Here is a 15039-nt window from a genome sequence, read left to right as displayed (position 1 = left end):
TTTCCACAGCCGTCATAGGTTTTCGTTTTCCTTACCAGACACTGGTGGCTTTGTTTCAGGTTGCTGATGTCCTTCAGGCTGAGTCCATGGAAGCAATCCTGGTTGATGCCTTGGGAAACCAGTCGCTGCAAGGGGCTGCGCGATCCTCGCTGCTGCGCGGCAGTCGGTTTACTCGCACCTCTTGCGGAGCAGTTGATTTACTGGCTGAGCCGGTTACTTTAGCTTCCATCTATGGGCGTGCCCTATTTTTGGCTCCCCTACTTCCTCGCGGCTGTTTCCTGTCGGCCCACTCCGCCGCCTGGGTCTGGGCAGGAAACTCCCATCCGCCACAGACGATTTATATCGCGAGTTTTCGCCGTCCTCGGCGCGCAGCTGATTGTCGCTACTGGATCCAACTAGATGCGTCCTCGCACCAGCGCCTGCAGCAACAGGGAATCTACGCAATCGGGTGCAACAGAGAAGGCGGCGGCGTAAAGAGCCAAGCAGCTAGGGCGAGCCGGGACTCCCCTAATGATTTTGTGCGCCTAGGGAAAGTTAATCTGCTTAGCCCGCCAGCTGCGCTGCGCTACTGTGACCAACACCCCCACCTGGCCGGTAAGGATAGTTGGAACCGCGCCCTCCTATTGGCTTTGGCTAACAGGTTGTTTCCGCAAAGTACCGGTGGTTCGTTTTGCTAAAAACACCCCCGGGATCTTTTGGATATCATTCAAAATCGCGTGCAAATAACGAGAATCTGCCACTTCAAAGGTGTACCGGGAAGTAGCTACCCGATCCGAAGAAGTATTCATTGCAGCCGCCAAAATATTAGCGCGATAATCCGCCAATACCTGGGTAACATCATTAATTAGCCCCTCGCGATCAAGCGCCTGGATCTCAATCTCTACCTGGAACTTGGCGGTTGGGTGCTCCGCCCAAGAAACTGGCACCACCCGCTCGGGATGCGCCATCAAGTTTTGAGCGTTGGAGCATTCCTCCCGATGGATGGAAACCCCGTGTCCCCGAGTCACAAACCCTACGATTTTATCGCCTGGCAGGGGGTTACAGCAGCGGGCAATCTTCGTCCAGATTTCTCCCTGTTTCATCCCTTCTACTTGGATCCCGGTGCCTTCGTTACCGCCGCTGGGGCGCGCCTCGACTAGTTCGGGAAGCACGGCCTCGGACAGGGTCTCTTCCGCGCCGTCTTCTCCCCCGGCACTTTCCATCAGTTTTTCAACTACATGCGCTGGCGAAACATGGTGGCTACCCACAGCCGCATAGAGGGCAGAAATATCGGAATAACCCATCCCGGAGGCAAGGGCGGTCATAGTATCGTGACTCATCAGGCGCTGCAAGGGCAGGTTTTGCTTGCGCATATAGGAGGAAATAAGACCTTGACCGGCTTCGATAGCCTCTTCGCGACGTTCTTTCGAGAACCAAGCCTTAATTTTGTTGCGCGCGCGCGGACTGGCCACAAACTTTAACCAATCCCGGGACGGCCCGGAGTTAGGAGAGCGGGAAGTTAGTACCTCGACGCTATCCCCATTTTCCAATTTGGTATCTAGTGGCACTAGTTTGCCGCCAACTTTCGCCCCCACGGTGCGATTGCCGACCTCGGTATGTACCGCGTATGCAAAATCTACCGGTGTCGCCCCAGCGGGTAGCTCTTTAACTTCCCCGGCCGGGGTGAACACATACACCCGGGAACCGGACATTTCATAGCGCAGCGAATCTAAAAATTCACCCGGGTCTTGGGTTTCCTTTTGCCAATCCACCAATTGGCGCAGCCACCCCATTTCCCCGCTATCAGCCAATACCCCTTTGGAATCACCGGCAGATTTAGCGTTAGGATTTTCTTTATAGCGCCAATGAGCCGCGATTCCGTATTCTGCGCGCCGATGCATCTCCCAGGTACGAATCTGGATTTCTACCGGTTTGCCGCCCGGGCCTACCACCGTAGTGTGCAGCGACTGATAAAGATTGAATTTGGGCATCGCAATATAGTCTTTGAAACGCCCTGGGATCGGGTTCCACCGGGCGTGCATTTCCCCAAGAACCGCATAGCAATCCCGCACCGTATCTACCAGTACTCGCACCCCGACTAGGTCATAAATATCGTCAAAGTCGCGTCCGCGCACAATCATCTTTTGATAGATGGAATAGTGATGTTTGGGGCGGCCAGTTACTTGTCCTGCAATCTTATTTACCCGTAAGTCTTCTTTGATCTTGTCGATTACTTCGCTCAGGTACTTTTCGCGTTCCGGGGCGCGTTCATGCACCAGGTTATCGATTTCTTCATACAGATCGGGGTAGAGGGTTTTGAAGGCTAGATCTTCCAACTCCCATTTGATGGTGTTCATCCCCAGGCGATGCGCGAGGGGGGCAAAAATCTCTAGGGTTTCCCGCGCCTTGTTTTGCGCCGATTTAGGGGAAACATATTTCCAGGTGCGGGCATTGTGCAGGCGGTCACCCAGTTTTATCACCAGTACCCGAATATCACGGGACATGGAGATAATCATTTTGCGTACGGTTTCGGACTGCGCCGCCTGCCCGTAGGTAACTTTGTCGAGTTTGGTTACCCCATCAACCAGGAGGGCGATTTCTTCCCCAAAATCGGCAGTCAGCTGCTCCAGGGTATAGTCGGTGTCCTCTACCGTGTCATGCAGGAGTGCCGCCGCCAAGGTGGTGCTGGTCATCCCGATTTCTGCCAGGATAGTAGCCACCGCTACCGGATGGGTGATGTATGGCTCCCCCGATTTACGGAACTGTCCTTCATGGCAGCGCGAGGCCGTCTGGTAGGCGCGTTCAATCAGGGAAATATCGGCTTTGGGATGATTGGCGCGTAGCGCCCGCACCAAGGCTTGAATATGGGGATCAATGTTCTTTGAACGCCCAGTTAACCAGGCCAAAGAAGCACGCACCCGTGAGGACGGAACCGCGCTGGCGCCCTCATCGGGAGTGATAGAACTCATGTACCTAGTTTAGTGACCCACCAGTCATTTCCCCAATTTGCCAGTTAGATATGCCAATGAAAAGGGAAAGAGAGGTAAATACGCTAGATCAGAGTGAGGGCTTCGCATTCTAGGTCGCCGATATGCGCGCGACCATCTAGTTCTTCCAGCTCCATCAAAACGCACACCGATTCTACGATTCCACCCGCACGTTTGATCAATGCCGCCGAAGCATTTACGGTGCCACCAGTAGCCAAAACGTCATCGAGCACCAAAACCCGCGCGCCCTCTTTAATAGAATCCGGCTGCAGTTCCATCCGGGATTTGCCATATTCGAGGCCGTAGTCGATCCCGATTACCGGGCCGGGAAGTTTCCCGGCTTTGCGAATCATTAAGGTACCTAGCCCTAGTTCGACCGCGACTGGAGCCGCAATCAAGAATCCGCGAGACTCCAGGCCGGCAACTAAATCGACCCGACCTCGATAAAAGTCGGCTAGCCCTTTCACCAGCTGGGAAAACGCTTCCCCGTTAGCCAGCAGCGGGGAAATATCCCGAAAGAGTACCCCGGTTTGCGGAAAGTCCGGTACATCGCGCAGGTTATCGCGAATAATTTTTCCTAAGGGAGCGAGTTTGGGGTTTATCATCGTTTGCTCCTGGGAGTACGTTTGGGTTGCGCCTGTTGTCCCTGGTGATGTCCAGCTTTCAGCGGCTGCGCCACCCGGGAAAGCTCTGTCTCCTTGCCCTCAACTTGGTCGCTGCCGCCAGCCCGTTTCTCCAGCACCTTTTGGGTGTGGGTGGAAATCTTTTCGGTGCGCGAACGCAGCACCATCAGCATAGAGGGCGCGATCAGAATCGAAGACAAGGTACCGGCGATCATCCCCACGAACAGCGCTAGCGAAATATCACGTAGGGTGCCGCCGCCCAGAGTTATCCAGGAAATCAACAGGATCGAGGTGACCGGCAGCAGCGCTACTACCGAGGTGTTAATCGAACGCACCAGCGTCTGGTTAATAGCCAGGTTGACAAGCTCACCATAGGTAGAGCGAGTTTGCTGCTCGAAATCAACCGAAAGTTCACGAACTTTATCAAAGACCACCACGGTGTCATAGAGGGAGTAACCCAAAATAGTGAGCACCCCGATGATAGTGGCCGGAGAAATCTCTACCCGAGTCAGTGCCAAAACCAGACCGGTGATTAACACGTCATGACACAGCGCGAACAACGCCGAGAATGCCATCGTCCAGGTTCTAAAGTATGCCCACAGCATCAGGGCTACCAGAACAAAGAAAATCACCAAAGATTGCAGCGCTTTATAGGTCACGTCCGCGCCCCAAGACGGCCCAATCGTAGTCGCTGCTACCTTAGCCTCTGGCACGTTATAGGCTTTAGCTAGATCCGAAACCACCTGGCGTTTATCAGTGACATCTAGCGAAACAGATTGCACCCGAATCGAAGAGGCACCCACCGAGTTAACCGAAGACCCCTTCAATTTAGGATTCGTATTTACTACTTTTTGCGCCGGAGCCTGATCTCGACCGGCTACTGAAGAAACCGTAAACTCGGTTCCGCCCTTAAAATCAATGGAACGTTCCAACCCCAGTACCGACATGGTCAGTACCGAAATCAGCATTAGCGCCGCCCCCGCAATCAGCAGGTATTTACGGTTATCAATAAACCGGTAAGATTTGCGACCAGAATAGAGGGCGTTACCCCAACTTGCGAAACTCACTTCTCTTCCTCCTGGTCCGTCGCGGATACTTTCGCTAACTCATCTGTGGCAGCATCATCCTCGTTCGAATCCGCTTTTTCCGCGACTGGCTCCTCAGCTTTGTCATTATCTGACTTTTCGGCGTCCTCTTCCGGCTTAGATTTGTAGACAGAGCGAATCTTCCGTACTTGCCCCGCGCCTACATACCGGTAGGTTCCGCGCTGCGCCCCTAAGTGTTCCGGATCAAGACCAGAGAGTTTATGACCCTCACCGAAGAACTTAAAGCGCAGCAACCACACCATCATCGGGTGAGTGAAGATAAAGATTAACGCCAAGTCGATCAAGGTGGTGACGCCCAAGGTGAAAGCGAAGCCTTGCACGCCGCCCACCGCCAGGAAGTAGAGTACGCAAGCCGCTAGCACGTTCACCAAGTCGGAGGTAACGATCGTGCGTTTCGCTCGATCCCAACCAACACTGACCGCGCTGGATAGTGCTTTGCCATCGCGAACCTCGTCGCGGATCCTCTCGAAGTAAATGATGAAGGAGTCCGCGGTAGTCCCGATCGAGACGATCACGCCGGCAATACCGGCTAGGGAGAGGCGGTACCCCATCCCCCAGGACAATAAAGTCAAGGTCAAGTAGAGGAGCACGCCGGCGCTCACCAGAGAGCCCACCGCGACTACTGCGAGGCCGCGGTATTGCCAGATCAGGTAGAACACCACCAGAATCAAACCAATAATCCCCGCGATAACCCCATAACGCAGCTGGTCAGAACCTAAAGTAGCTGATACTTGCTGTTCGGATTGCACATCGAAGTTAAGTGGCAACGAACCGAATTTTAGCTGGTTAGCCAAGGCGGTCGAAGACGAGCGGGTGAAAGATCCCGAAATTTCAGCTTTACCGTTAGTAATCGCGTTGTTTACTCCGGGAGCTGAAACCACCAGTCCATCCAGCACGATTGCAAACCGGTTCTTGTCATTGGTTTGCCCTGCCGGTAAACCGTTTTCTCCCGGAACCGGTTGCTGACGGTACTTCATCATCCGGGTGGTAATATCCGCAAACTGGGAGGCGCCCTGTTTATCGAAAGATAGGCTAACTATCCACTGTCCGGTGGACTGTCCTGAAGCACCGGTTCCCATACCCGATTCTGCAGAGGAAATCCGAGCCCCTGAAACCTCTGCCGGCGACAGAATATATTTTTCTTGTCCTTCGCTAGAGCAGGCTACCAGCGGTTTCTTAATATCTCCGGAAGAGCCGCCCTCTAAAGAGCTCTTTTGCTGACAATCTTTGGCATAGAATTCTTCCAAAACTTTTTCGGTAATCCAGGCATCATCAGAATTGTCTTTCGGCTGGCTGGTAGACTTATCGCTGATCTTGCCGTCATGGTTTAGATCTGCCAATTGTTTAGCGAAAGCTTCCGGATCGATGTTGGCCGGCTTCGCCTGCTTCTTGCCGGCTTGTTGCTGCTGTGCCTGCTGAGCGATCACCGATTGGGGAACCCCCGGAGCCGAACGAAGTACCGCCCGGAAATACAACTCGGCAGATTGGCGCACCAAATCCAAGGTTTCTTTCGAAGGGTTACCGGGCAGGGAGACCAAAATATTGGAGTTACCCTGCGAGGTAATCTCCGCTTCCGAAACTCCGGAAGCATCGACACGCTGCCGGATAACCTCAATCGCTTGCGTAATATCCTCAGCCGTAACCGCGCGTTTGGCCCCGGAAGCAGCGTTAGCTTTCGGGGTGAGGATCAGCTGCGTACCCCCCTCTAAATCTAGAGCTAGGGAGGGAGTCGGTTTAGCCTTGTTAGTGAGTACCCCCACCAGCAAAGTTCCCGTCAAAGCCAGCACAAGTACCAGGAAAAACGCCAGTGTGCGTCCGGCGTGATATTTTTTCTTCGCCAATGTTGTTCTTTCCGTTATCTACGGTGATTATTCTTCGCTATTTAGATATTTTCGTTTGAGTCGCTATCAGAGGGAGCAGCCTCGTCTTTTTCCTCGTCAACTGGATTCTCTTCTGTCGGAGAATCTTCCTGCAGTTCCTTAGCCTCTTCATCGTTATCTGCTTTATCTGCGCTGGCGTCCTCGGTGTTAGTATCCGCAGCATCGGGGGCGAACGGCGGGTTTCCTACGCTGACAATCGCCCGGGATGTCCACAGGGTTTCGGTTCCATCCGAGGTTTCGAGCACGATTACGTCCCCATCGGTTTCTACGTAACGGCCATAAAAACCTGAGGTGGTCATCACCCAGGCGCCGGGCACCATATCGTTAGCCAGTTTGTCGCGCTGCTCTGCCTGCTTCTTCTTGGCATTGCGTGAAGAAAAAATCATCATCAATAAGAACGCGCCGATGACGGCTAGAAGTACTCCGCTTCCCATTGTCAACCTTCCAGTCTAAAAATCTTTAACCTTAATGATTCTAAGCGTTAAAGGACGTCTGTTTCATCTTTCGTAGCCGGTTTTGGGCGGTTTTGTGACCAGTTGCCCCCTGATTCACTTCCCGGCAAGTCAAAAAGTGAGGCGTCCGCCCCTCGATTTGGGGCAGTGATCCCCAGGTGAAGAAACGCGCTATCGGTAGCTACTCTGCCGCGAGGAGTCCGCGCAATGAAGCCCTCCCGAACCAGGTAAGGCTCCGAAACAGTTTCTACGGTTTCCGGTTCCTCCCCGACGGAGACGGCCAAAGTGGTCAGTCCCACCGGTCCGCCGGCAAAGCGTTTACATAAAGCCTCTAAGACCGAGCGATCCAGACGATCTAAACCGGCCGGGTCTACCTCGAACAGGTCGAGGGCGGCTTTAGCGGCTTCCAAAGAGAGGGTACCGTCTCCATGCACCTGGGCATAGTCGATTACTCGTCGCAGCAAACGGTTAGCAATTCGGGGGGTTCCGCGCGACCGAGCCGCCATTTCTGAGGCTGCCTGCGGATCCAGTTCCGCTTCCATAAGCCTGGCCGACCTGGTCAATACTTGTTCTAATTCGGCGGTGCTGTAATAGTCCAAATGGGCAGTAAAACCAAAACGATCCCGCAAAGGTGCAGGTAGCAGCCCAGATCGAGTAGTAGCGCCCACGACTGTAAACGGCGGCAGCGTCAGGGGAATCGAGGTCGCACCTGGCCCTTTACCTACCACCACATCGACGCGAAAATCTTCCATCGCCAGGTAGAGCATTTCTTCGGCGGTGCGCGCTAAACGGTGAATCTCGTCAATAAACAGCACGTCGCCCTCTTGCAGGGCAGAAAGAATCGCAGCTAAATCTCCCGCGTGTTGAATCGCCGGCCCGGAGGTCAGCCGCAGGGAAGTCCCGGTTTCGTGGGCAATAATCATCGCCAAGGTAGTTTTTCCTAAACCAGGCGGCCCCGCTAAAAGCACATGGTCAGGGGTAGCTCCCCGCCCGATGGCCGCTTTGAGTACCAAATTTAACTGCCGGCGGATTTTTTCTTGCCCTACGAAAGAGTCCAGATCTTTCGGACGCAGCGCTGCCTCGGCGGCTCGTTCGACCTCATCCGCTCCCGGCCCTACCGGAGAGCTAATCGCCCATTCGTTTGTTTCTTCCACCTTGCTCCCCTATGCGTGATGCTTACCCAGCAATTGTAAGGCGGCACGTAAAAGCTCTGGCACTGGCGCTTGCGGATTAGCTTCGGCCGCTTCTTTAACTGCTTTTTGTGCCAGCGGGGTTCGCCAGCCGAGCTGTTCGAGGGCGTGGCAGACTTCTTCGCGTTCGGCGCTGCCAATACCGGCGGTAGATCCGGTCTCTCCCGCGGCAGGTTCGCCCAGTTTATCCCCAATTTCTACCAGGATTCTTTGCGCCGATTTCTTACCTACCCCCGGAATCTGGGTGAGCGCCGCCAAGTCACCGCTAGAAACCGCTGCCCGCAATTCATCGGGACTAAAGACCGCCAGAGCCGCCAATGCCAACTTCGGGCCGATCCCCGAAACCGTGATTAGCGTAGAGAAAATATCGCGCTCATCGCTTCCCGCGAAACCGAAAAGTAACCAGGCATCTTCCCTCACCACCAAGTGGGTTAAAATTTTAGCCTCTTGGCCTGCAGTCAAGGTAGACAAAGTGGCGGGGGTGGCAAAGAAACTATAGCCCACACCGGACACGTCAATAACGGCTTTATCTAGCCTTACTTCCTCAATGGTTCCTGATAAATGCGTAATCATATAGAATCTCCGCTAGCTGGCTACGTAATAAACGCTATCCTACTTGCTCTTATTTCGTCTAAGCCGCGGATCAACCGCCCCGGTACGACGGCTTGCCGCTTGCGCCTGTGCCCACAGTTTTTGGGCGGGGGTAAGAGCTCCGCGGGCAGAAATCTTGCCCGATAAGGAAACGTTAACCGTGCCATCCCGACTCGCTCCCTGTAGGCCGTCTCGGCGCCAACCATGACAAATCGCGATCGCTAAAGCATCGGCAGCATCGGCAGGCCGTACCACTTTTTCCATCCGCAAAATCCGTTGCACCATATGTTGCACTTGCGCTTTATCAGCTACCCCCGAGCCGGTAACTGCGGCTTTGACTTCCGAGGGGGTGTGGATCGCTAGCGGCAGTTTGTGGGCGGCGGCTTCGCTCATAGCTATCCCCATCACCCACATGGTGGAGGTAACTGATTGCACGTTGTCCTGCGCAAATACCCGCTCAATCGACATGACTTCCGGATGGTGCTGCTCAATAGCTGCCGCAATCCGGCGGCGAATCTTATCTAGGCGGAAATGGGAAGCCATGTTTTGCGGAGACCGGGCGACCTCGACATGCACCAGTTGGGCGCGTCGCTGCGAATCCATATCAATGATCCCGATCCCGCAGCGAGTAAGACCGGGGTCAATCCCGATAATCCGCAAAGATGCTGCCTATTCTTCTTCCTCGTATTGGGCTTGTACCTCGGGGCTTACCGAGAGATTAGTGAATACGTCCTGTACGTCATCGCTGTCTTCTAGGGCATCGATAAGCCGCATTACTTGGCGATATTTCGCCAGATCCAGCTCTGCTTGCGTAGTGGCTTTCCACTGGGTTTCTGCCGAGTCGTAGTCAATACCCGCCTCTTGCAGACCCTTACGCACCTCAACCAGATTTGTGGGATCACAAACGATCGTGAAAGCTTCCGCGCCTTCCTCGACCTCTTCGGCGCCGGCATCTAGAACCGCCATCAAAATGGTGTCCTCATCCACGCCCTCGGCTTTGGCGACTTCAATAGCACCAATCCGGTTAAATAGGTAGGAAACTGAGCCCGGATCAGCCAAGCTACCGCCGTTCTTACTGAAGGCAGTACGCACATCGGCGGCAGCGCGGTTCTTATTGTCGGTAAGGCACTCTACCAGCATTGCTACCCCGCCAGGTCCATAACCTTCATAGGAGATGGTTTGCCAGTCCGCTCCGCCTGCTTCTGCCCCAGAGCCGCGGTTAACTGCCCGTTTGATGTTATCGGCCGGTACCGAGTTCTTTTTCGCCTTTTGGATCGCATCAAATAAGGTGGGGTTTCCCGCCGGATCTCCGCCGCCAGTACGGGCTGCTACCTCGATATTCTTAATCAACCGGGCAAATAGTTTGCCCCGTTTAGCGTCGATTGCCGCTTTCTTATGCTTGGTGGTAGCCCACTTTGAGTGACCCGACATTCGCTCTCCTTAAGTTCCTCTCGCGCAATTGAATTTCGAAATACCAAGCCTGATTTTAGCGCTTTTGCACCCTAACCGTCTAAATAGGCTTAATCATAGACGGTCTCTAGGTGGCCATCCCACCCGCTTAGCCAGCGCTGCGCCAAGTCAGGCAGACAATTGGGGTAGATAGTTTCTCGCTGCGCCAAGTGCGTCAGTTCATCCAGCCGAATCCAGCGAACCGCCTCTAAAAGCTGTTTTTCCGAGGACGTCCAATCCGCGGTAACGATCTGGGGACCTTCCTCGTTCAAACGCACTAAGTAAAAATGTTCTGCCTGGATAGCCCATAGTTTGCGAAATTTTAATAGGGATTCGCGATAGAGAACCGGCCCTTGCAGTTGCTCAGGCACCAGCTCTAACCCGGTTTCCTCTTTGAGTTCTCGCAGGGCAGCCTGTGCGCGGGTTTCTCCGTCCTCAATGCCACCTCCGGGGGTGAACCACCAGCGATGGGTGGGATCAGAAAAATCGTGGCCACTGATTAAGAGGAGGCGCTCTAACGAGTCAATAACCACTACCCGGGCAGCGTGGCGACCTGGGTAACCATCGGCATCGACCAGCCAGTCTGAGCCGAGTGGATTTTCTCCGTTAAGCGGGAAAGGATTCGGGAGGGGACGCGGCAGATGAAAACCGGAGTTCACTCTAGGCTCGCCCCATCCGGTAGGCTCCGACCGCGGTACAGGCAGCAGCAAAATGCCGGCGAGACGCCAGTAACTTCTTCACGGTTTCCTCATTCTCTTTTTTGATTCCCTCAGACAGGCCGCGGTGAGAGGCGGCTACATAGTTCAAGGCCAAGACGGTAGCCGCCTGTTGGAATTCGGACAATGCGCGGCGAGCAGCAGGCGAGATAGTACGCGCTGACCTGCGAGCCCGGCGCCTGCCAGAAAGTGAACAGAGCATTTGGGTTTCACGAACATCGATCCAACCAGCAGCAATATATGCCTGGAGACCATTTTCGATGGCATTACGTTGGCGCACCGACACCACCAAGTTAATTATTAGCCAAGTGATGAACATCGGCCCCCAGAAAAACACATAGGAAACCACAAACAGCAGCGCCGAATAGGTAGCTAATCCGTTCCAGGCAGCGTGCAGGCAGATAGCAGAAACCAGACCAGAAGCAGGCAGAATGAAACGCATTTTTGGCGAGGCAATTCGGGTAAGCGCCATTCCCACAGCCAGACCAAAAATCGAAGTGTAAACGGTGTGACCAAAAGGTCCCAGCATTGCCCGCATAAAGAAAACTACCGGGAGTTGTTCGTAAAACCGCGCAAAGTAAAGCACATTTTCGGTGAAAGCAAAGCCAGCGGCCAGAATCCCGGCAATCACCACCCCATCGAGAGGACTTTTCACTGAGCGCCGCCTGGCCAACATAATGATTATTACCCCGAGACCTTTTAGTGACTCTTCAACTATGGGAGCCACAATCGTGGCCAGCAGTCCAAAAGATTGAAAAGGAGTAGGACCAACATCTACTGATTGCAGGGCTTTCCCAGACAAAGTGTTAAGCCCCAACGCACATACGGAGGCGATCCCTGCCCCCCAAAGGAATGCGATTACTAGTAACCACCACGGTTTTGGCGCCCAGCGATCTAGCCACACCATCACAATTACCACGATCGCCATCGGCAACAAGGCGGCAAATACCGCCCCAATAGTGGTGGTTATGGATTCTTCCGAAGAAATAAAAAGTGCCAGATAGGTAAGTCCGCCCCCGGCAGCCAGCAAACACAGCAATTCTAGCCAGGGAAAAGAGCGCAGGCGCGAACGTCTGTTGGCTTTTTCCGCTCCGGGATCAACCAGTAGGGGCTGAGCAGATACCCGCTGAGAAACAGCAGGATGAGGAATCAGCGGATCCGCAGGCAAACTGAGAGCATCAAAACTGTAACTGGCAACGAGCTGTTCGGTTACCGGAGGATAGTTGGTGCCCATTTCCGCTATAACGGGGGAATCCGGCAGATATTCGGGATTCGATTGGCTCACCTGTTCCTCCTTTCTGGGGCTAACCCTAGTCTAACCTGGCAGATTAGTTTTTCTCTTCTTAGTACTGACAAAATTTACTAGCGGGCGCGCTCGCGGTCTTCATGCTTATCCTCCCGGCAGCGTTCATAGACCGCTAAAACTTGGTCAGTTACGATTGACCAGTCATAACGGCGCGCCCCTTGATGTCCACAACTTGCTAGCCGGGCGGCTGCTTGCCGATTTTCACACACTGCTAGCAACTTTTCAGCCAGCGAATTTGGGTCCTCGGAAGTAAAAATCTCACCAAGTCTGCCCTGCTGTAGTACCGCAGAAAAAGCGGGAATCGAGGAAGCAACAACCAGACAATTAGCTGCCATCGCTTCTACCAGTACAATCCCGAAGGATTCTCCCCCGGTTTGCGGAGCAATATAGGCGGTAGCAGATTTAAACAGGGACTTTTTTTCTTCCTCACTAAGCGCACCCAAAAATTCCACGCTGTTCCCAAAAGGCTCGAGGGCAGCACGTGCCCGACTAGCCGTGCCGGGACCGGCAATTAAAAAGCGGGCAGCAGGGTATTTCTCTAGCACCTTCGGAATTGCATCTACCAGGATCGACAGCCCTTTTCGGGGTTCATCCAGGCGCCCTAAGAAACAAAATACTGGTGATTCTTCGCTTTGTTGCCACTTGGGGCTGGGACTTGCCCCAGCGAACGCCTGGAAATCTACCCCATTGGGAATCACCGTGGCATCCCCATCTTGATAGCGTTGCAAAGTACGCCTTGCTTCCTCCGACACCGCGATTTGCGCACTGAGCTTCTCTTTTACCGATTGCACCACCGGTTTACCCAGGGTATAGAGCAGTGATCTTTCCAGGGCAGCATGGAAGGTACCCACTATCGGGCAGCGCGCATGTTGCAGCGCAATTAGAGATACCGAGGGCGTGGCTGGTTCGTGCACATGCAAAATATCAAAATAGTTGCTGGTCACCCATTGACGCGTGCGAGCCGCCACCCGTGGCCCAAACGCCAGGCGGGCAATAGAACCGTTATAGGGAATCGCGAAAGTTTTTCCGGCGTTTACGAACCCGTCCTCGCTATAATCGGTTTCTACCGGGGCAAATACCGAAACTTCATGTCCGCGTTTGCGCAACTCCTGCGCCTGGTCGCGCACATGAAACTGTACTCCCCCCGGCACGTCATAAGCATAGGGACAAACGATTCCTATTTTCATAGCTGCGTCTCCTGCTTTGCGCGTTCGCGAGCTCGCGCTAAACGCTCCGGATCGAGATCAGGTACAAACAATTTTTGTAGCATGAACCAAGACTCGGGGGATTCCCTAATCATTTCCCCAACCCGGCTAGCCCAAACCTTAGTCATATTTTCTACTCTATCTGGCTTTATTGGCCCGGAAATGTTTATCACTATTCCCCAGCGGGAACCGGCTGCACCTCTGCGGGCGCGCCCTAACTTTTCCAAAGCGATATGTCCACAGTAAAGCGGGGCGTTAATCTTGGTGGCGAGAGCTGCTGGACCCGCTGCGACCAGAGCTTTGGTTTTCCCGATAGTAACTTCGATGCCGCGACCGGTAATATCGCGGTCAGCGAGCAGCGGAATCAGGTAGTTTTTTTCGCCGGCAGCCGCCACTAGCCTCGGGAACGGCTTCTCGCCCTTTTCCACCGCAATTATCCGCATATTAGCCTGCTGGCGTACTCGGGTAAAGGCCTGAAATAGTGCTTCCGGTTTTACTTTCTCTGCCACCGTCAGTACCGGGATTACTTCTTTACTTGCAAAGTAACCTGCTAAATCCCAGTTTCCCGAATGGGTAAGCGCTAAGCAAACACTGCCGCGGGCGCAGTCTTCCAGTAATGCTTCCCGGTCCCCGCCGATCCGCACGCGCGCCAGCACCTGGGAGTTAGAAAAACCCCCCAATAAAGCGGTTTCAGAAAATAGCCGCATATAGCCTTTTAGCCCCTGGCGCACAGTTTCTTCGATTTTCTTGTCGGCGATCCCCAAATGCACCAAATTTTTCCGATATTGCTGAGCGCCCGAAGTATTTATCCGGTAGAGCACTTCCCCGACAAAATTCCCAATCCCCTGGGCGAGAGGCAGCGGCACCTGCGACAGCAGTTTTAAGCCTGAACGCGCAAGTAGCTCACTAGAAAAAATACCAGTTTTCACTTACTTAAGGTGCTTTCTGACGTAAAAGATTCTTTGCCCCACGGTTATGAAACTAGCTATAGCTACCCAGGAAAGAGCAACCGGAAAACAGACCAAGGGAGCCCCCAGATCAGTGATACCTGCCCCTACAAGGGCGACCACCAGGCGATCCGTGCGCTCCCCGATCCCCACTTTGGCGACCACCCCGACAGATTCGCCGCGAGCCCGCACATAGGGCACCGTTCCTGCACCCACCAGGGCGCAAATCCCGGCGATTATAGTGCCGGTGCGGATTCCTCCCGGAGCCATTCCGCTAATCGCCCAATAAAGCAGGGAACCAAAAATAGCACCGTCAGCTAGGCGATCTAAAGAGGAATCAAGGAACGCCCCAAACTCACTGGTTTGCTTGGTGAGGCGCGCGAGCACCCCATCAAGGGAATCCGCAAAAGCGGTTATCCCAATCAAGATTCCCCCTAGGGCTAAATAACCACGTGCCAGCAGCCCTATTGCTAAGCCCATATTGATTACGGTACCGACCACAGTCACCATATTGGGGGTTACCCCCACTTTGGCTAAGAGCTTCGCGGGGGAAGTAAAAATAGCGCGGGCGAGACCTCTTCCATGGTTTCCAAGCATTAAAACCCCTT

At 54.0% G+C, this 15039-nt stretch carries 15 protein-coding genes; 1 reads left to right on the top strand and 14 read right to left on the bottom strand.

Annotated features, from left to right (window positions below; all coding sequences use genetic code 11):
• Nucleotides 1-44: 44 nt before the first annotated feature.
• Nucleotides 45-677, top strand: coding sequence for a hypothetical protein (locus L0M99_RS06445; RefSeq protein WP_238128122.1), 633 nt, complete (start codon nt 45-47; stop codon nt 675-677).
• Here L0M99_RS06445 and L0M99_RS06440 read toward each other — a convergent pair.
• From L0M99_RS06440 to pgsA, 14 genes are all read right to left on the bottom strand, one after another.
• A complete protein-coding gene (locus L0M99_RS06440) occupies nt 621-2948 on the bottom strand; it encodes a RelA/SpoT family protein (RefSeq protein ID WP_238128121.1) in 2328 nt (775 codons plus the stop codon). The genes L0M99_RS06445 and L0M99_RS06440 overlap by 57 nt on opposite strands.
• Before the next feature lie 83 nt (nt 2949-3031).
• Nucleotides 3032-3571 carry an adenine phosphoribosyltransferase gene (locus tag L0M99_RS06435; RefSeq protein ID WP_024058911.1) on the bottom strand — a complete coding sequence of 180 codons (540 nt, stop codon included), beginning with the start codon at nt 3569-3571 and terminating at the stop codon, nt 3032-3034.
• The gene (secF, locus tag L0M99_RS06430; protein ID WP_238128120.1) at nt 3568-4656 is read right to left on the bottom strand and encodes a protein translocase subunit SecF; all 1089 of its coding nucleotides are present in this window, start codon (nt 4654-4656) and stop codon (nt 3568-3570) included. Before secF ends, L0M99_RS06435 begins: the two co-directional genes overlap by 4 nt.
• On the bottom strand, nt 4653-6536 hold the full coding sequence (gene secD, locus L0M99_RS06425; protein WP_238128119.1) for a protein translocase subunit SecD: 1884 nt from the start codon (nt 6534-6536) through the stop codon (nt 4653-4655). Before secD ends, secF begins: the two co-directional genes overlap by 4 nt.
• 41 nt (nt 6537-6577) lie before the next feature.
• Nucleotides 6578-7009, bottom strand: coding sequence for a preprotein translocase subunit YajC (locus L0M99_RS06420; RefSeq protein WP_238128118.1), 432 nt, complete (start codon nt 7007-7009; stop codon nt 6578-6580).
• A 47-nt stretch (nt 7010-7056) separates the two neighbouring features.
• Nucleotides 7057-8181, bottom strand: coding sequence for a Holliday junction branch migration DNA helicase RuvB (ruvB, locus tag L0M99_RS06415; RefSeq protein ID WP_238128117.1), 1125 nt, complete (start codon nt 8179-8181; stop codon nt 7057-7059).
• 9 nt (nt 8182-8190) lie between these two features.
• The gene (gene ruvA / locus L0M99_RS06410; protein ID WP_024058916.1) at nt 8191-8790 is read right to left on the bottom strand and encodes a Holliday junction branch migration protein RuvA; all 600 of its coding nucleotides are present in this window, start codon (nt 8788-8790) and stop codon (nt 8191-8193) included.
• Nucleotides 8791-8829: 39 nt separating this feature from the next.
• On the bottom strand, nt 8830-9468 hold the full coding sequence (ruvC, locus tag L0M99_RS06405) for a crossover junction endodeoxyribonuclease RuvC (protein ID WP_238128116.1): 639 nt from the start codon (nt 9466-9468) through the stop codon (nt 8830-8832).
• Nucleotides 9469-9477: 9 nt separating this feature from the next.
• A complete protein-coding gene (locus tag L0M99_RS06400) occupies nt 9478-10239 on the bottom strand; it encodes a YebC/PmpR family DNA-binding transcriptional regulator (RefSeq protein ID WP_024058919.1) in 762 nt (253 codons plus the stop codon).
• A gap of 89 nt (nt 10240-10328) precedes the next feature.
• Nucleotides 10329-10916: an NUDIX hydrolase gene (locus L0M99_RS06395; protein WP_238128115.1), complete on the bottom strand. Its 588-nt coding sequence runs from the start codon at nt 10914-10916 to the stop codon at nt 10329-10331.
• A gap of 1 nt (nt 10917) precedes the next feature.
• Complete coding sequence (locus tag L0M99_RS06390) at nt 10918-12258, bottom strand: PrsW family intramembrane metalloprotease (protein WP_238128114.1); 1341 nt, start codon at nt 12256-12258, stop codon at nt 10918-10920.
• Nucleotides 12259-12335: 77 nt separating this feature from the next.
• Complete coding sequence (locus L0M99_RS06385; protein WP_238128113.1) at nt 12336-13466, bottom strand: glycosyltransferase family 4 protein; 1131 nt, start codon at nt 13464-13466, stop codon at nt 12336-12338.
• On the bottom strand, nt 13463-14413 hold the full coding sequence (locus tag L0M99_RS06380; protein WP_238128112.1) for a phosphatidylinositol mannoside acyltransferase: 951 nt from the start codon (nt 14411-14413) through the stop codon (nt 13463-13465). The genes L0M99_RS06385 and L0M99_RS06380 overlap by 4 nt, the downstream gene beginning before the upstream one ends.
• Nucleotides 14414-15028 carry a phosphatidylinositol phosphate synthase gene (pgsA, locus tag L0M99_RS06375; protein WP_238128111.1) on the bottom strand — a complete coding sequence of 205 codons (615 nt, stop codon included), beginning with the start codon at nt 15026-15028 and terminating at the stop codon, nt 14414-14416. It abuts the gene before it with no gap.
• Nucleotides 15029-15039: the final 11 nt, after the last annotated feature.

It is taken from the genome of Varibaculum cambriense (genome assembly GCF_022133705.1).
GTDB classification, from domain to species: domain Bacteria; phylum Actinomycetota; class Actinomycetes; order Actinomycetales; family Actinomycetaceae; genus Varibaculum; species Varibaculum cambriense_A.
Note: the sequence above shows the minus strand (reverse complement) of the source record. Positions and strands in the feature narration are given on the sequence as shown.